Source organism: Telluria mixta (genome assembly GCF_029223865.1).
In the GTDB taxonomy this organism is placed as follows: Bacteria; Pseudomonadota; Gammaproteobacteria; order Burkholderiales; family Burkholderiaceae_D; genus Telluria; species Telluria mixta.
This window is the reverse complement of record NZ_CP119520.1, coordinates 2,541,667-2,559,194: the sequence shown is the minus strand read 5'-3', so window position 1 is coordinate 2,559,194 and position 17,528 is coordinate 2,541,667. Positions and strand designations below refer to the sequence as shown.

Annotated in this window: 13 protein-coding genes and 1 pseudogene; 3 read left to right on the top strand and 11 right to left on the bottom strand. The window is 65.5% G+C overall.

From position 1 onward, the window contains the following. Position 1: 1 nt before the first annotated feature. The 4 genes from P0M04_RS11385 to P0M04_RS11370 all read right to left on the bottom strand — a co-directional run bounded on the left by P0M04_RS11385 (position 2) and on the right by P0M04_RS11370 (position 4,894). Positions 2-1,003, bottom strand: coding sequence for a TraB/GumN family protein (locus P0M04_RS11385; RefSeq protein WP_259450592.1), 1,002 nt, complete (start codon positions 1,001-1,003; stop codon positions 2-4). Positions 1,004-1,019: 16 nt separating this feature from the next. Further along, positions 1,020-2,051: a TraB/GumN family protein gene (locus tag P0M04_RS11380; RefSeq protein ID WP_259450591.1), complete on the bottom strand. Its 1,032-nt coding sequence runs from the start codon at positions 2,049-2,051 to the stop codon at positions 1,020-1,022. A 114-nt stretch (positions 2,052-2,165) separates the two neighbouring features. Continuing rightward, positions 2,166-3,665, bottom strand: a complete 1,500-nt coding sequence (locus tag P0M04_RS11375) for a UdgX family uracil-DNA binding protein (RefSeq protein WP_259450855.1) — start codon at positions 3,663-3,665, stop codon at positions 2,166-2,168. Continuing rightward, positions 3,665-4,894: a putative DNA modification/repair radical SAM protein gene (locus tag P0M04_RS11370; protein WP_259450590.1), complete on the bottom strand. Its 1,230-nt coding sequence runs from the start codon at positions 4,892-4,894 to the stop codon at positions 3,665-3,667. Before P0M04_RS11370 ends, P0M04_RS11375 begins: the two co-directional genes overlap by 1 nt. A 168-nt stretch (positions 4,895-5,062) precedes the next feature. Here P0M04_RS11370 and P0M04_RS11365 point away from each other — a divergent pair, with 168 nt between their 5' ends. After that, positions 5,063-5,881: an alpha/beta fold hydrolase gene (locus P0M04_RS11365; protein ID WP_259450589.1), complete on the top strand. Its 819-nt coding sequence runs from the start codon at positions 5,063-5,065 to the stop codon at positions 5,879-5,881. On the opposite strand, the gene P0M04_RS11360 is transcribed toward P0M04_RS11365, so the two are convergent. From P0M04_RS11360 to P0M04_RS11350, 3 genes are read right to left on the bottom strand one after another with little or no spacing between them, the layout of a single operon-like run. Further along, positions 5,863-7,443 carry an SEL1-like repeat protein gene (locus P0M04_RS11360; RefSeq protein WP_259450588.1) on the bottom strand — a complete coding sequence of 527 codons (1,581 nt, stop codon included), beginning with the start codon at positions 7,441-7,443 and terminating at the stop codon, positions 5,863-5,865. The two genes, P0M04_RS11365 and P0M04_RS11360, sit on opposite strands and share 19 nt — an antisense overlap. 6 nt (positions 7,444-7,449) lie before the next feature. After that, positions 7,450-9,669, bottom strand: a complete 2,220-nt coding sequence (locus P0M04_RS11355; protein ID WP_259450587.1) for a putative bifunctional diguanylate cyclase/phosphodiesterase — start codon at positions 9,667-9,669, stop codon at positions 7,450-7,452. A gap of 7 nt (positions 9,670-9,676) precedes the next feature. Further along, complete coding sequence (locus P0M04_RS11350) at positions 9,677-11,773, bottom strand: HDOD domain-containing protein (RefSeq protein WP_259450854.1); 2,097 nt, start codon at positions 11,771-11,773, stop codon at positions 9,677-9,679. Positions 11,774-12,189: 416 nt separating this feature from the next. On the opposite strand from P0M04_RS11350, the gene P0M04_RS11345 reads away from it, so the two are divergent. Together P0M04_RS11345 and P0M04_RS11340 are read left to right on the top strand one after the other, a co-directional pair. Then, the gene (locus P0M04_RS11345) at positions 12,190-12,579 is read left to right on the top strand and encodes a hypothetical protein (protein WP_259450586.1); all 390 of its coding nucleotides are present in this window, start codon (positions 12,190-12,192) and stop codon (positions 12,577-12,579) included. 13 nt (positions 12,580-12,592) lie between these two features. Beyond that, the gene (locus P0M04_RS11340; RefSeq protein WP_259450585.1) at positions 12,593-13,036 is read left to right on the top strand and encodes a DUF2846 domain-containing protein; all 444 of its coding nucleotides are present in this window, start codon (positions 12,593-12,595) and stop codon (positions 13,034-13,036) included. 3 nt (positions 13,037-13,039) lie between these two features. On the opposite strand, the gene P0M04_RS11335 is transcribed toward P0M04_RS11340, so the two are convergent. From P0M04_RS11335 to P0M04_RS11320, 4 genes and pseudogenes are all read right to left on the bottom strand, one after another. Continuing rightward, positions 13,040-14,314: a multidrug effflux MFS transporter gene (locus P0M04_RS11335; RefSeq protein ID WP_259450584.1), complete on the bottom strand. Its 1,275-nt coding sequence runs from the start codon at positions 14,312-14,314 to the stop codon at positions 13,040-13,042. Positions 14,315-14,316: 2 nt separating this feature from the next. Then, positions 14,317-15,491: pseudogene (locus P0M04_RS11330) on the bottom strand (THUMP domain-containing class I SAM-dependent RNA methyltransferase). 117 nt (positions 15,492-15,608) lie between these two features. Next, positions 15,609-16,022 carry a CopD family protein gene (locus P0M04_RS11325; protein ID WP_036234455.1) on the bottom strand — a complete coding sequence of 138 codons (414 nt, stop codon included), beginning with the start codon at positions 16,020-16,022 and terminating at the stop codon, positions 15,609-15,611. A gap of 238 nt (positions 16,023-16,260) precedes the next feature. Then, positions 16,261-17,526: a glutamate-5-semialdehyde dehydrogenase gene (locus tag P0M04_RS11320; protein ID WP_259450583.1), complete on the bottom strand. Its 1,266-nt coding sequence runs from the start codon at positions 17,524-17,526 to the stop codon at positions 16,261-16,263. Between the last annotated feature and the right edge of the window lie 2 nt (positions 17,527-17,528).

Here is a 17,528-nt window from a genome sequence, read left to right as displayed (position 1 = left end):
TTCATCTGGGACTTTCGACCGTGTAACCCCTGGCCTGCAGCCCGGCGAGGTAGCTCGTCGGGCCGACGATGTCCTGGATCTCCAGCACGGCGAAGGTGGTGGCGTTGCTGGCCAGCGCATTTTCCGCCGCCTTCAGCCAGGACGTGCGCAGACGCTGGCGCACCTGGCGCAAGGCCGCGGCATCCTTCGCGATCGAGCTGTTCATGACGGCGTCCAGGCACGCATCGCGGCGCTCGGCGAAATTCAGCCCGCGGATCTCGGCGATGTCGCCGTTGGCCCAGGCATTCGCGCGCACGCGCATCGTTTCGAGATCGGTGTCCAGGGTGTCGAGCGTCTTCGTGAAGCAGACGAGGTCGTCCACCTGCGAATTCTTGAAGTCCCGCACGAGCTTGCGGGGGTCGTCGACCATCACGTCGTAGCCCGAGTCGGTCATGTTGACCTTGTTCTTTTTCGCGATGTCCTCGATCTTGCCGAGCACCTCGTTGCCATAGGAGAGGCCGCTTTTCTTGAGGCCGGCGAGCAGCAACTCCTCGCCCGCGAAGACGGGACGATAATGCTCGATGCCGTCGTCGTCGCCGATGTATTTGGCCTTCAATACCGTCCAGTGCGCGTAGACGTCGGCCGGGACGACGTCGTGCAGGACCGCATTGTCCGGATTGCGCTTGATGCCGATGAGGCTCGGCAACGCCGTCAATCCGCTGAAGAAACCGATATGGGCTTTCGCGACGGGCGGCATCAGGACTTCCTGTGACTTCGCCACGAGACGCTCCACGCGCGACGCATCCCACTCCATCTTCCGCGGCAGCGGCGCATATGTCCCGAAGACCCACATCACGTGCGTTCCCTTCGACACCTTCCACACGCCCGGGCCGGGTCGGCGGCCTTCGACGACGACGGTCGCGGGGATGGCGTTCGGGTCGACGGCCTGCTCCAGGGTCTGCGCGAACGCCGGCAGGGCCAGCAGGCCCAGCCAGAGCACGTATCGGTTGGTTCTCTTCCTCATGGGCGTGATGTCCTTGTTATCTTGGGCTCTCGACCGTGTAGCCTTTCGCCTGCAGGTCGGCCAGGTAATTCGCCGGACCGACGAGGTCCTTCATCATCAGCAGCGCGAACGTCGACGTGTTATTGGCCAGCGATTTTTCGGCCATCTTCATCCAGTTGGCACGGATGCGTTCGCGCAGGTTCTGGAAGGCCGGCGTCGTCTTCGCCAGGTCGCTGTTCAGCAGTGCATCGCCGCATGCCTCGTCGCGTGCGGCAAAGTCCAGGCGGGCAATGTCGGCGATGTTGCCGTTGGCCCACGCGTTGGCACGGACCCGCATCGTCTCGATGTCGGTGTCCAGGCGGTCCAGCGTCTTCGTGAAGCAGCTCAGGTCCGCCATCTGCGTCTTCTTGAATTCCTTCAGCGTGCGGCGCGGATCGTCGAGTTCGAGCTGCAGGATGGTGGGCGTCAGCTTGACCTTGTTCTGGCTGGCGATCTTGCCGATTTCGCCGCGCACGTCGTTGTTGGGCGCGAGGCCGTTCTTCTTCAGGCCCGCGTGAAGCAGTTTGTCGGCCGCGAAGACCGGCCGGTCGCGCTCGATGCCGTCGTCCTTGCCGATGTATTTGTCTTTCAGGACTTGCCAGTGCGCATACGCGTCGGCCGGCACCAAGTCCTGCAGCCGGGCGCCGTCCGGATTCTTTTCCATGCCGATCATGGACGGCAGCAAAGTCAGACCCCGGAAGAACCCGACCTCGACGTTGGCGCCGGGCGGCAGCAGCACTTCCTGCGACCTGGCCACGAGACGTTCGACGCGCGACGCATCCCATTCCATCTTCTGCGGCAGCGGGGCGTAGAGGCCGAACACCCACATCACGTGGTCGCCCTTCGAGACTTTCCAGACGCCGGGACCGGGCCGGCGGCCTTCGACGACGACGGTGGCGGGGACGGCATCGGCGGCCTCGACGGTAACGGGCTGGGCTGTGGGTGCGGGTTCAGGCTGGGGCGTGGTCTGGGCCAGAACCGGCAGGGTCAGGAAACTCAGGTAAAGCGCACATGCATATCGTTTGCTCATCGGGCATCCCATCGTTGTTGTTGTGTGCGCAAAAGATTAGCGCCACGGATGAGCTTAGCCTATCGGGCAACGAAGTGTTACAACTTTGACATGCATATGTCGCAACAGCAATATTCACGCGTCGGGTACGTCGACCGGCCGCTCCAGGAGCTCGTGCGCCAGTTTCAGGCCCTCGACCATCGTGTTGAACGCCTCGCGCTTCGCCTCCTCGCCCGGCACGCGCAGCACGTACGACGGGTGGTACGTCGTGACGACCCAGTGCCCCTCGTGGCGCAGCGGTTTGCCGAGGGAATTCTTGAGCGTGACGTTGGCCGTGCGCAGCACGGATTTGAGCGCGGTGGCGCCCAGGGCCACGATGACGGTCGGCTTGACGCTCGCCAGCTCCTTGTCGAGCCAGTAGTGGCAGGCCTCGATCTCGCGCTGGACCGGCGTCTTGTGCAGGCGGCGCTTGCCGCGCGGCTCCCATTTGAAATGCTTGACGGCGTTGGTGACGTAGATCGTGTCGCGGTCGACGCCGGCCGCCTCGCACACGCGGTCCAGCAGCTTGCCGGCCGGGCCGACGAACGGTTGTCCGGCGAGATCTTCCTGGTCGCCCGGCTGCTCGCCGACGAACATGATCTTCGCGCGCCTTGGTCCCTCGCCGCCGACGGCCTGGGTGGCGAACTGCCACAGCTCGCAGCGCCGGCATTCGTCCAGTTTCGACGGCTGCTGGCGTTCCGGCTGGGCGTCCTCGGGGGCGATCGGGATCGTCGTGCCCTTGCGCTGGCCGACGGCTTCGTACTGGCCCACCTTGCGTGCGCCCAGCGCCGCTTCGCTGACCATGTGCGGCACGATCTTCGCCTCCGGCAGGTTCTTCCACCGGTCCGATTGGATATGCTGGTGCATCACGTTCGTGTTCAGGCGGGCGGGGTTGAACACGCTGCGGTAATACGTCAGCCACAGGGCCTCGCCAGTGTCTTCGAGGTCGGCCGCATCGCGCACGAGTGGTCCGGTATTGTGCAGCGTCTGGCCATCCCACAGGACGCTCGCCTCCGGTGTGGCGATCATCCAGCTGACCTTGCCCATGCGGGAAATAAAATGCTCGGCGACCTGGGGCAGCACGTCGTGGCGCGGCTCGTACCAGGCGACGAAGCGCGGCGGGCCGGCTTCTTCCGGGCGCTCGCGGAAGCGGATGTAGGCATGCATGTCGTGTTCCTCGCGGTGGACCGCCTTTACCATCGCGTGCAGCCGTGCGCCATCCTCGTCGGCCGGCGACTGCACGTCGTGCTCGCCCTGCTGCCAGCGCCAGATCACGCGGTACAGGAAAGCCCAGCGGTCCGGCACGCGGCAGCAGGCGGCCGACTGCAGCATCTCCATCAGCGAACGCGGGATGTGCGGCGCAGGGTGCAAAGGCTCGGTCGGCGGTATGGAAGGATTATGCGGTGCCCCGGCGGCGGCCGGCGCACCCGTGAACAGGTCGCCGCCCGCCAGCAGGTCGCCCATGTGCGGCGCGCCCCACGTCACCTGGTCGGGCGGTATGCCGTGGACGAGCAGTTCGCGCGCCGCTTCGCGCCACTCCGCGAACGTCTCGACCAGCACCGGCTGCCCTGTCCGGACCAGCGCATCCGCAGTCATCACGCCGCCTGCAGTTCCGGCCACAGGTTCATCTGCTGCGGGGCGTCGGCCAGGTTACGCCGCAGCAGGTCGGTCGATGCGGCGCCCTGCGCCGGCCTGTAGTCCGCCGTGATCACGAACGGCGCCAGCTTTTTCAGGCTGCAGCGCAGGCGCGACAGGTCTTCCCAGCGGATGCGCCGCAGCCGCCGCAGATCGATCAGGCGCTTCGCGGTGCGCAGTCCGATACCCGGCACGCGCGCGATCATGGACTCGTCCGCGCGGTTCAGGTCGAGCGGGAAGTGGTCGCGGTTCGCGAGCGCCCAGCCCAGCTTGGGGTCGATGTCCAGCGCCAGGTTGCCGGCCTGCGGCATCAGCTCCTTCGCCGTGAAGCCATAGCCGCGCAACAGGAAGTCGGCTTGATACAGCCGGTGCTCGCGCAGCAGCGGCGGCGGCGCGGACGGCACGCTGGACGGGCTTTGCGGGATCGGGCTGAAGGCCGAGTAATACACGCGTTTCAGCTTGTAGCTGCCGTACAGCGTCTGCGCGGTATTCAGGATCGTCTGGTCGTCGCTGGCATCCGCGCCGACGATCATCTGCGTGCTCTGCCCCGCCGGCGCGAACGTGGGCGCCTTGGGGTGGTCGTCCTTTTCGTCCAGCTTCGTGCGGATGGAACCCATCGCCAGCTTGATCGTGTGGACGTTCTTTTCGGGCGCGAGCTTCGTCACGCTGTCCTGCGTGGGCAGCTCGATGTTCACCGACAGGCGGTCGGCATAGCGGCCGGCCAGCTCGATGAGGCGCGGATCGGCATCCGGGATCGTTTTCAGATGGATATAGCCGCGGAACTGGTGCTCTTCGCGCAGGCGGCGCGCGACCTCCACCAGTTGCTCCATCGTGTAGTCGCTCGACTGGATGATGCCGGAGCTGAGGAACAGGCCGTCGATGTAGTTGCGCAGGTAAAAATCGCGCGTGAGCTTCACGACCTCGTCGACGGAAAAACGGGCGCGCGGCACGTTCGACGTGCGCCGGTTCACGCAGTACTGGCAATCGTAGACGCAGAAGTTCGTCAGCAGGATCTTGAGCAGCGACACGCAGCGCCCGTCCGGCGTATAGCTGTGGCAGATGCCCATGCCGTTCGTCGCCCCCAGCCCGTCCTTGTCGACGGAATCGCGCCTGGGCGCGCCGCTGCTGGCGCAGGACGCGTCGTACTTGGCTGCATCGGCCAGGATCTCGAGCTTGTCTTTGAGTTCCATCGTGGGATAAATACTGTATATATGAACAGTATATCGCGAATCGACCCCGCCGTGCCGTGCGCGAACGCACTGTTGCAGGGTTTGCGCCAGATCAAAGTGCGTTCATCTGGCTTTGATTTCACAATGGTAATATCGATGGATTGCTTCACGCTTCGACCAGGATTTGCCATGTCTGTACAGTTCCGCAACAACGTCCACGTCATCGGCACCGGGTCCACGACGATGGTGTTCGTGCACGGTTTCGGTTGCGACCAGACGATGTGGCGTTTTGTGGCGCCGGCGTTTGCCGAGCGCTTCCGCGTCGTGCTGTACGACCTGACGGGCAGCGGCCTCTCCGACTGGGCGGCCTACGACCGCACGAAGTACGCCAGCCTGCACGGCCACGTGGCCGACTTGCTGGACGTGCTCGATGCCTGCGTGGCCGGCCCGACCGTCGTCGTCGGCCACTCGGTGGGCGCGTCGATCGCGCTGCTGGCGACGGTGGCCGCACCGGAGCGCTTCGTGGCCCAGGTGCTCGTCGGACCGTCGCCCTGCTACATCAACGACGACGACTACATCGGCGGCTTCAACCGCGAAGACATAGACGGCCTGCTGCAGGCGATGGAGGCCAACTTCATCGACTGGTCGCGCAAGATGGCGCCTGCGATCATGGGCGCGCCCAACCGCCCGGAACTGGGCCAGGAACTGACGCGCAGCTTCTGCCGCAACGACCCTGCCATCGCCAAGCATTTCGCGCGCGTGACCTTCCAGACCGATATCCGCGCCGAGGTGGAGCGCTCCACGGTCCCCGCCCTGATCCTGCAATGCAGCGACGATTTGATCGTGCCGCGCGAAGTGGGCGAGTGGCTGCACGAGCACCTGGCGCACAGCACGCTGCAGGTCATCGACAACGTGGGCCACTGCCCGCACCTGAGCGCGCCGACGGCGAGTTCGGTCGCGATCGAAACCTTCCTCGCGCGTACGCTGCGCTACGCCGCACCTATGTAACCGTTGGCCTGCGCCAGCAACGCAGGTTCCATGCGCGCCGCCACGCGCCGGATGTAACCGGCGGCAGGTGCGATACCTGCGGCGCCCGCGCGGTGCAGCCATGCATAGGCTTCGACGAGATCGAGCGGCACGCCCTGCCCCGCCGCATACATCACGCCGAGGTTGAACTGGGCGCGCGCGTGGCCCTGGCGCGCGGCGCACAGGTACCAGAAATGGGCGGCCTCGTAATCGCGCTCGGCGCCGTGACCGCTGTCGTGGCGCAGGCCCAGCGCGAACTGCGCGAGCGCGTGGCCCTGCTCGGCCGCCTTGCGGTACCACATCGTTGCCTGGCGCGGATCGACCGTTCCCGTGTCGTCGCGGTCCAGCAGTTGGCCCAGCGCGTACTGCGCGGGCGCGTACTCCTGGTCGGCTGCCTTGCGGTACCAGTACGCGGCTTCGCGCTCGTCCTGCTGCACGCCGTTGCCGCTTTCAAAACGCAGCGCGAGATCGAACTGCGCGCGCAGGTGGCCCTGCTCCGCGGCCTTGCGATACCAGTCCAGCGCGATCGACGGATCCTGCGCCACACCGTGGCCCGCGTCATACAGTTGGCCCAGATGGTACTGCGCGCCCGCGAAGCCTTGCGCCGCCGCGAGGGCATACCAGTGCGCGGCCTGTGCGTGATCCTGCTCGACACCCTGGCCGCTCATTGTCCCCATTTCGTAACGCAGGCCCAGGTTGTCCTGCGCAGCAGCGTGCCCCTGCTCGGCCGCGCGCCGGAACCAGGCCAGCGCCAGCTGCCGATCGCGCGCGACGCCGTGGCCGGCATCGTAGATCAGCGCGAGGTTGAATTGCGAGCTGGCGTGGCCCTGTTCTCCCGCGCGGCCATACCACAGGATCGCCTTCTCGCTGTCCTGCGGCAGGTCCTGGCCCTTGTCGTAGCGGAGGCCCAGGTTGAACTGGGCCGGCGCATAGCCCTGCTCCGCAGCCTTGCGGAACCAGTGGATGGCCTGCTGCACGTCGCGCGCGATGCCCTGGCCGCTGTCGTACCGGAGCGCGAGATTGAACTGTGAGCGGGCGTAATTCTGTTCGGCGGCCTTGCGATACCACTCGACGGCCAGCGCGACGTCCTGCGCGACGCCCTTGCCGCCCTCGTACATCATGCCGAGATTGTGCTGGGCGCCGGGATCGCCCTGTTCGGCGGCCTTGTTAAACCAGTGCAGCGCCTCGTGCACGTCGGCTGGCGTGCCCTGCCCTTTCGCATACAGCCAGCCCAGGTTGTACTGGGCCTGCACGTAGCCCTGCTCCGCGGCTTGCCGGTACCAGTACAACGCCTGGCCCAGGTCCTGCGCCACGCCTTGCCCCTTCTGGTACATCACGCCGAGGTTGTACTGCGCCTGTTCGAGGCCGCTGCTGGCGGCCATGCGGTACCACGCGACGGCAAGCTCGAAATTGCGCGGCACGCCCTGGCCGTTCACGTACATGAAGCCCAGGCTGTGCTGGGCCGTGGCGACGCCGCGCTCGGCCAGCGCCTTCACCCGCAGGAACTCAGCGGTGTGGCGAGCGTCGATCTCGCTGGGGGTCATAACGCATCAGGCCTGGAAGGCGAGTACGTTCGACGCACCCGCCGGCAGCCCCTGCGTACGCAGCACGTCGATGAAGCGGCCGAGCGGCATCGGGCGGTGGTACAGGTAGCCCTGCATCGTCAGGCAGCCGTTGGCGCGCAGGTAGCGTGCCTGCGAGTCGGTCTCGACGCCTTCCGCGATCAGGTTCAGGCCCAGGCCGCGCGCGATCGAGATGATGGCCAGGACGACCGGATAGTGCCCGTGTTCGTCGTGGATCTCCTTGACGAACGACTGGTCGATCTTGATCGTGTGGACCGGGAAGCGGTGCAGGTAGGCCAGCGACGAATAGCCGGTGCCGAAGTCGTCGATCGCGACGGAGACGCCCAGCTGGCCGAGTTTGTTGAGCTGCTCGATCGCGTGCTGCGGGTTGCGGATGCAGATGTTCTCGGTGATCTCGACTTCGATCTGGCTCGGCGCGATCCCGTAGCGCAGCAGCGCGTTGCGCATCTTTTCGTAGAAATCGCCGCGGTCGAGGTATTGCGGCGACAGGTTCAGCGACAGCCGCACCTGGTTGCCGATGTTCTTCCACTGCAGCATGTCGCGGCACAGGGCGCCGATCATCCAGTCCGAGATCGGCAGCATCAGGCCGTTCTCTTCGGCGAACGGCAGGAATTCGCCCGGCGACACGATGCCGCGCGTGGGGTGGTTCCAGCGCATCAGCGCCTCGGCGCCGACGATGCGGCCGCTGATGGCGTCGATCTGCGGCTGGTAGTACATCTCCAGCTCGTTGTTCTCGAGCGCGCGGCGCAGGCTCTGTTCCAGCGCGATCTTCTGGTGCGACACGTCCTGCATCGACGGGTCGTAGAACGCGTGGCCGTTCTTGCCTTGTCCCTTGATCTGGTACATGGCGATGTCGGCGTGGCGCAGCAGCTCGTCGATCGATTCGCCGTGGACCGGATAGACCGCGATGCCGATCGACGCCGAGATGTGCACGGCGTGGCCGTCCAGGTCGAACGGCTCCTGCAGCACTTCGAGGAATTTGTCGGCCACCATGCGCGCGTCGTCGCGGTCGCGCAGTTCCGGCAGCACGATGGTGAATTCGTCGCCGCCCTGGCGCGCGAGCGTGTCGCCTTTTCGGAGGCATTCCTTCAAACGGCCGGCGGCCTGCTGCAGCAGTTCGTCGCCCTTCACGTGGCCCAGCGTATCGTTGACGAGTTTAAAACGGTCCAGGTCGATGAACATGACGGCGAGTTCCGTCTGCTTTCGCTTGGCCTGGATGACGGCGAGGCCGAGGCGGTCCTTGAACAGGATGCGGTTCGGCAGGTCGGTCAGGATGTCGTGGTAGGCCTGGTACGAGATGACTTCCTCGGCGCGCTTGCGGTCCGTGATGTCGCGCGCGACGCCGTACGTGCCGTAGAACTCGAGCTTCCTGACTTCCTGATCGGGCACGTGCATGCCGATCGCGTTCAGCGAGATCGTCATCAGGGTGTTGTTGAACGTGCGTTCCTGGTTCGCGCCCGCGTGGCACTTCAGGCGCAGCTCGACGTTGCGCGAGGCCCGCTCGTCGACGCGGCGCTCGTTGAAGACGTAGCGCGCGCGCTCCAGGTCTTCGTCGTGCACGAGGATCGAGTAATGCTGGCCGATGAGTTCTTCGCGCTTGTAGCCGAGCAGCTGGTAGGCGCGGTCGTTGATGAAGGTGAACTTGCCTTCGTGGTTCAGCGTGTAGATGATGTCCGGCGACGAATCCACCAGGTAGCGGTACATCTTTTCCGAGTTTTCCAGCTGGCTCGCGATGCGCGCGTTGGCCTGCTCGAGGCGGCGCTGCTTGAGCGCGTTCGCGACGGTCTTGAGCAGTTCCTCGCGGCTGTACGGCTTGCGCAGGTAATCGTAGGCGCCCCGTTTCAGCGCGCCGATGGCGGCGTCGATGCCGACCTCGCCGCTCATCACGATGACGTCTGCGTCGATGCCCTTCTCGTTAATGAAGTCCATGATCTCGTGGCCGCCGATGTCGGGCAGGCGCAGGTCGAGCAGCACGAGGTCGAAGCGCAGGCGCGACAGGTGCGCGAGGGCTTCGCTGCCGGTGGCGGCCGTGACGAGCTGGTAACCGCGGCCCTGCAGCAACTCGTACAGGGAGGCGAGCAGGCGCGGTTCATCGTCGACGAGCAGGAGTCGGGGCTGGTCGATGCCGAGCGAGGATTGCGTGTCGTGGGGGCTGGACGACGTGGCGCTGGCGGAGAATGGATTCATTGTTACCTTATACGGATCCAAGCGCGCGCACCGGCGAAATGGCCGGGGCGCCGGCGCCGGCATGCGCCGGCAGCAGGATTTCAAAACTGGTGCCGGTCGTGCCGCTGCGGCAGGCGATATGCCCGTTCAGCTTCTTGACCAGGCTGTGCACGATCGACAGGCCGAGACCGTGGTGCGGTCCCTCCTTGGTGCTCTTCACGGCCGAGAACAGATTGGCCAGCACCTCGCGCGACAGGCCCGGACCGGTGTCGGAGACGACCAGTTCCAGGTACAGCCTGCGCTCGCGGTTCACGTGCCCGCGATTGGCGATCTCGATGCGGCCGCCGCTGCCGGACAGCGCCTCGATCGCATTCTTGACGAGGTTCACGAGGATCTGCTTGAGGATGTCCGGATCGCCCTCGATGCGGCTCTCGGCGTCAAGCATGTTCACGACGATTTCCACGTTCGCCGGAATGAAATTCGTCGTGCGGAACAGGCGCAGCACGTCGTCCACGACGCGGGCCACGTCGGCCGCCGGCGCACTGTCGACCTTGGGCTGGATCTCGGTCAGGCTGCCCACCAGCTGGCCCACGCGGTCGATCTCCTCGTTCAGGATCGACAGCTCGGCGCTGACGGGTTCCTGGCGTTCCAGCTTGCTGTCCAGGACCGACAGGTAGTTCTTGATGATCGACAGCGGGTTGTTCACTTCGTGCACGACGCGCCGCGAAGCCTCCCTGTATTCCTCGGCCACGTGGGCGAGCTGGCGGCGCGCGTGGCCGCGCTCCGACATCGCTGTCTCGAGCGCGCCCGCGGCCTGCGCGCCGAACGCCTGCAGGAAGCGCTCGCGCTTCTGGCACGCCGGCAGCTGCCAGGCCGCGACGCCGCCGATCATCACGCCGAGACAGCGCGCACCCGCGACGAGCGGCAGGCACACGAGCGACTCCGTGCCCAGCATGCGCAGCAGCTGTTCTTCCGCGAGGCCGAGCGGACGGCCGTCGCGGCGGATGAAACCGAGGCGGCGGTCCAGCGCGGCCTGCGCGACGGCGCCGCCCTTCGCCAGCGGTACCGTAAATTCTGCGATGCGCTGCTGGTTCGCGGTCGGCGCGCCCACGAGGGCCTGGCCGGTCGGATTCTCCAGCAGCACGACGGCGTTCTCGAAATCGAACAGGATGCGCGCCGAGCGCGTCATCGCTTCCAGCAGGCCCGATTCGCCTTGCTGGCGCGCGAACGTCTGGCCGACTTCGGACACGAGCACGAGGTTGCGGACTTCCTCGGACAGGCGCTGCTGCACGGGATCGACGGGCGGCGGCGGCGCGAACGCGGCCGGCACGGGCAGATCGTCGGCACCCGCGAGATCGATGCCGAGATGGATCGCGGCCTTCTCGACCTGGCGCGCGGCGAGGCCCAGCAATTCGTCCGGCGCGTCCGGCCCCAGGCCGCACAGCGCGCGCGCCTCGTCCACGAGGGCGTCGTCGTTGGCGTGACTCGCCAGCACGTGGGCCACGCGCACGATGCGGATCAGGGGATGCGCCGCTTCCAGGCGTTCGCTCGGCTCGTGGTGGTACAGCACGGAATCGGCGAGGAAGGAATCGAGCTGCCAGCGCTCGATCAGCCAGGCGCCCGCTTCCGCGTGCGTGATCTGCAGCGTGCGCTGTTCGACGGCACACAGGTCCTCGTCGTCGCGCGCCGTGAAGTTGAAGGCGTATTCCTTGGGCGCCGTCGCGAGCAGCGCCAGGCGGCCGACGTTGTGCAGCAGACCGGCGAGATAGGCTTCTTCCGGCTGCGAATACTCGATGCGGCGCGCGACTTCGCGCGCCAGCACGGCGGCCGTCAACGAGTTCTTCCAGAACGCCCGCAGGTCGGTGGCGCTGGAATTCGGGAAGCTGTTGAAGGTCTGGAAGACGGAGTCGCTGATGACCAGCGTCTTGATCATGTCCGTGCCCAGCGCCACCATCGCCTGCTCGAGGTTCGGCTGGCGGCTGTTGCGGTGGTACGCGGAGCTGTTGGCGACGGTGAGGATCTTGCCGGTCATGCCGGCATCCTTGGCAACCAGCGCGGCCAGTTCGGGCATGCCCAGATCGTCCGCCTGCAGGTGTGCAAGCAGCTTGATGAGGATCTGGGGCATGGCCGGCAAGCGCGCGATCAGCAGGCGATTGCGGATGTCCTGGTCAGGTTGATGTATGGATTCAAGCACGGCCGCCAACTTGGTTTTTGGGTAATGGCCGCCCTCCCTTGTGCGGAAGCTGCCACAGTTGCGTTCTTGCGGTCCCTGGAACAGAGCAATTCTTACATCGTTATTCCAAGCATGAAAAACTTATCTTAGCATATATACATTTCTGGCCGGGAACAATATTTTCCTACAAAAGTGACGTGTTTTAGAGTCATACTTCGAGTCGCTCGTATTGACAAAAAACAAATTTATCTCGAAAAACGATTGCTCAACATCATGTTTGCCATGAAAGCACACACGAGGGAGAAATTATATTGCGATAGTGACTTTGTGTGAGTATTTACGCAAGAAACAACCATTACCATCGCGCCATGAAATTTCTCGGCGCCCGATCTTGTTGCCTGCTCCTTGCACTGACACTGACGGCGTGTGCGGCGGTCCGGCATTCACCGGCGCGGCTCCAGCCTCTCGCCCTGTCCGGCCAGCCAGCCACGCGTGTACTGGCGCAAGCAACCCGCATCACCCTCGACACCGGTTATACGCGCACGCTCAAGGCTGGTGGCAGATGGCGGGCCGCCGGCACCGTCGACCAGGGTGACGTCTACCGCCCCGTTGGGGACGTGTTCACGCTCGAGGGCGCACACATCCACGAAGCCTGGCTGGTCGTGCGCGACGGCGTGCTGGTCGGGTTTTACCTGCCCGCCGAACACGGCTATTCACCGCTCGGCGCGACCGCGCCGCTTCGCTTTACCAACCCTTGATCAGGAACCCCGGATGAAACTGCACCTCATTGCCATGCCTCTTTTCGCCCTCGTGCTGGCCGGCTGCGCCGCCAGCGGCCCCAAGTTCGCCCAGCAGGAAGCGAGCACGCCCAAGCTGGGCGCCGAGCAGGGCCGCGTGTATTTCTACCGCACCGACAGCATGCTGGGCGCGGCGATCCAGCCGCAGGTGATGCTCGACGGCGCGACCGTCGGCAAATCGCAGCCGGGCGGCTATTTTTATGTGGACGCCGCGCCCGGCAGCCACGAAGCCGTCACCAGCACGGAAGTCAGCAACAAACTCAGCTTCGCCCTCGACAAGGGCGAGGTCAAGTACGTGCGCACCAGGGTGTCGATGGGCCTGATGGCCGGGCACATCGTGCCGGAACTGGTCGGCCCGGACGAGGCGCAAAAAGAACTCGCCACGCTGAGCTATACCGGCGGCGCGAAGGCCAACTGACCGTCAGGCCAGCGCCTTGTACCGGCGATACTGGCGTGAGGTCATCCAGCACGCCAGCGACGCCAGCGCGAACGCGGCCTGGCCGAGCGCCATCGCCAGCACGGAATGCGTCAGCGCCGGCGCGATGATGCCGGCGACCAGTGCACCCATCAAGGTCGTCACGAACGACTGGCACGACGCCACCGTGCCGCGGATGTGCGGGAACAGGTCGAGCGCCAGCAACGTGGCGCTGGGGTTGATGATCGAGCTGCCGAAGTTATAGAAGAACATCGGCAGCACGGTCCACGGCAGCGCCGGCGGCAGCACGGCGTGGTACGCGACGGAGCCGGTGACGGCCGCCAGCATGAGCGCATAGCCGATCGCGATCTGGCGCGAGAACGTCATCTTCCCCGCCAGGCGGTTGGCGGCCAGCGCGCCCAGGAAGATGCCGCTCACTGCCGGCACGAACAGCCACGCGAAATCCGACGGCCCGAGGTGCAGGTGCACGGGCAGCAGCACGGGCGCGCCCGCGATGAACAGGAACATGCCGCCGAAGTTGAACGCGACGATCCCGGACTTCATCTGGAACAGCACGGAACTGAAAATGTCCGAGTAGCTGCGCGCCAGGAAGCGCGGGTTGAACGGCTGGCGGCGCTCCACCGGCATCGTCTCCGGCAGGTGCTGCCAGCACACCCACCACAGCACGACGGAAAAGGCCAGCAGGCCGAGGAAGATCGAACGCCAGTCGAACGCGGCCACCACCCAGCCGCCCAGCACGGGCGCGATGGCCGGCGCGATCGAGAAGATCATCGTCACCATTGACAGCAGCCGCGCGGCCGGCGCATCCGAATACAGGTCACGGATGATCGCCCGGCCCACGACGACGCCGGCGCCGGCCGAGACGCCCTGCATGATGCGGAAGATCCACAGGTAGTGCACGGAATGCGCGGACGCGCAGCCGAGCGTGCCGACCGCGAACACGATCAATCCGACGAGGACCACGTTGCGCCGCCCGAACGCGTCCGACAGCGCGCCATGCCACAGCGACATCCCGGCGAAGGCCAGCATGTACGCCGTCAGCGTCTGCTGCACTTCCAGCCCGGTCGCGTTCAGCGACGCCTGGATGGCCGGGAACGCGGGCAGGTAGGCGTCGACCGAGAACGGCCCCAGCATCGACAGCGCGGCCAGCAGCGTGGCGAGGCCGCCGGCCGAGAGCATCGCGATCTTGTGCGGTGCCGGCAGCGGGATCGGGGTGACGGGGTCTTTCGGTAGATTGTCCGGTTCGGGTTCGGGCAGCATCGTTATTCTTCTTTCGGTTTTGCCGCGTCGCGGCGATTGAAGCCGGCCACCATGTCGAAGCGGAACAGGCGGCATTCGAGGGCGCCGTTGAAGAACGGGGTCTTGCGCGATTCCTTCAGGCGCAGCATCTTCGGCAGGCCCAGGTCGGCCGTGAACAGGTACACCGTCCAGCCGGCGAAGCGCTGCTTTAGGGTGGCGGAGAGCTGCTGGTAGAAGCCGACGGCCATCTCGTCCTGCGGAATGGTGGAGTCGCCGCGCACGCCGATCCGCTCGCCGTACGGGGATTGGTCACCAGGAGGCCTGGCTCGCTGGTGGGCGGCTGCACCTGCTGCGCCTCGATCTGCTTCAGCGGCACCTCGAACAGGATGCCGGCCGAGCGCAGGTTATGGCGCGTCATCGCGACCATGTCGCCGGAGATGTCGGAGCCGAAAATGGTTGGCGTCTCCGGCAGCGGGTTCGGCTTGATCGCCGTCTTCATCTCCTGCCAGGCCTTGGTATTGAAGTTCCTGAATTTCTCGAACGCGAAGCGGCGGCGCGCGCCGGGCGGGATGCCCTGCACCATCTGCGCGGCCTCGATCAGGATCGTGCCCGAGCCGCACATCGGATCGAACAGCGTCATGCCCGGCTTCCAGCCCGCCACGCGCAGCAGGCCGGCGGCGAGGTTTTCGCGCAGCGGCGCGTCGCCCGTCTCCTCGCGCCAGCCGCGCTTGAACAGCGCTTCGCCGGACGTGTCGAGGTAGATCGTGAAGTTGCGCTGGTCGAGGAAGCCCATGATGCGCATGTCCGGCGTGCGCGTGTTGACGGACGGGCGGCGGCCGAACTGGTCGCGGAAGCGGTCGCAGACGGCGTCCTTGATCTTCAGCGTGGTGAACTCGAGGCTCGTCAGCGGCGACTTGATTGCGGTGATGTCGACGCGGATCGTGTGGTCGACGCTGAACCAGTCTTCCCACGGCTGTTCGAGCACGAGGTCGTAGATGTCGTTTTCGTTGGCGTAGGTGCGGTTGGCGATGCGCAGCAGCACGCGCGACGCGATTCGCGAATGCAGGTTGATGCGGTACGCGTCGGCGTCCGTGCCCGAGCAGTGCACGCCGCCCGGCACCTGGTTGTGCACCTTCAGCGACGTGCTGCCGGTGGTTTGTGCGATCTCGGCCAGCTCGTCGGCCAGTGCCTGTTCCATGCCGCGCGGGCAGGGGCAGAAATAAGAAGTCATGGGGGTACCCTTTATCCGTTGGTTAAAAACGAAGCGGCCGGGGATGTAGGCCCGGCCGCCAATCAAACTTGTTGAATCTTCAGGTCAGAACGGCTTTACGACGACCAGGATTACGATGGCCAGCAGCAGCAGAACCGGAACCTCGTTGAACACGCGGAACCACTTATGGCTGCGCGTATTGACGCCGCGTTCGAATTTTTTCAGCAGCGAACCACACGCATGATGGTAGCCGATCACGAGGATCACGAGCGCCAGTTTTGCATGCAGCCAGCCGCCCTTGATGCCGAAGCCCAGCCACAGCCACAGGCCCAGCAACAGCGCCGGCACCATCAGGATCGTCGTGAAGCGGTACAGGCGGCGGCCCATGCCGAGCAGGCGCTCGACTACTGCAGGGTTGCTTTCCTGGGCCAGGTTCACGTAGATGCGCGGCAGGTAGAACAGGCCGGCGAACCACGAGGCGACGAAGACGATGTGCAGCGCTTTGATCCAGAGGTACATGCAATTCCTTTATTCAAGAGCTCCAATTCGGGGTCGTAGCACGTTTTCGCAAAAATTCGGGGTCAGAGCACTTTTTAGTGCAATGGCTCTTGAGAATCAACGGGCGCCAAGAGATCGACAAAGTCCCTCTGCCCCGCCTCGCGGATGCAGGCTGCCGCAATTAGAGGCACGTAGGAACAATTGTCCTCAAATGTGCTCTGACCCCGAATTTTCCGAAAAATGTGCTCTGACCCCGAATTTATTTGCGCACTTCGCCGTGGCCAAAGACCACGTATTTCAGCGACGTCAGGCCTTCCAGCCCAACCGGCCCGCGCGCATGCAGCTTGTCGTTCGAGATGCCGATCTCCGCACCCAGGCCATATTCGAAGCCGTCGGCGAAGCGCGTCGACGCGTTGATCATCACCGAGGCCGAATCCACCTCGCGCAGGAAGCGCATCGCGTCCGTGTAATCCTCGGTAACGATGGCGTCGGTGTGCTTCGACGAATACGTGTTGATATGCTCGATGGCCGCGTCGATGCCGTCCACGATCTTCACGGCGAGGATCGGCGCCAGGTATTCCGTGCTCCAGTCCTCTTCCGTCGCGGGCGTCAAATGCGGATAGCCCTGCAGGATCGCCAGCGCTTCCGGATCCGCGCGCAGTTCCACTTCCTTCGTCGCGTACAGCTCGGCCAGTTGCGGCAGCACGGTCGGCGCGATGGCGCGGGCGACGAGCAGCGTCTCCATCGTGTTGCACGTGCCGTAGCGGTGCGTTTTCGCGTTCATCGCGATCGGCAGCGCCTTGGCGATGTCCGCTTTCGCGTCGATGTAGACGTGGCAGATGCCGTCCAGGTGCTTGATCATCGGGACGGTGGCTTCCTTCATCAGGCGCGCGATCAGGCCCTTGCCGCCGCGCGGGACAATCACGTCCACGAATTCCGGCATCGTGATCAGGGCGCCGACGGCGGCGCGGTCCGTCGTCTCGACGACCTGCACGCCGTGCTCCGGCAGGCCGGCGCCGCGCAGGCCTTCGGCCACCAGCGCGGCCAGCGCGCGGTTGCAGTGGATGGCTTCCGAGCCGCCGCGCAGGATGGCGGCATTGCCGCTCTTGATACACAGGCCGGCCGCGTCGACGGTCACGTTCGGGCGCGCTTCGTAGATGATGCCGATCACGCCCAGCGGTACGCGCATGCGGCCCACCTGGATGCCCGTCGGGCGGAATTTCAGGTCGGTGATTTCGCCGATCGGATCGGGCAGCGCGACGATCTGGCGCAGGCCGTCGACCATCGTGGCGATCGCCTTGTCGGACAGCGCGAGGCGGTCCAGCAGCGCCGGTTCCAGGCCGGCGGCGGCCGCCGCTTCCATGTCGCGCGCGTTGGCGGCGCGCAGCTGGTCGGCGTCGCGCTCGATGGCGGCGGCGATCAGGAGCAAGGCCTGGTTGCGGGTGGCGCTGTCTGCGCGCGCCATGCCGCGCGAGGCCGCGCGCGCCTGGCGGCCGATTGTTTGCATGTACTCGGTGATGTCCATCG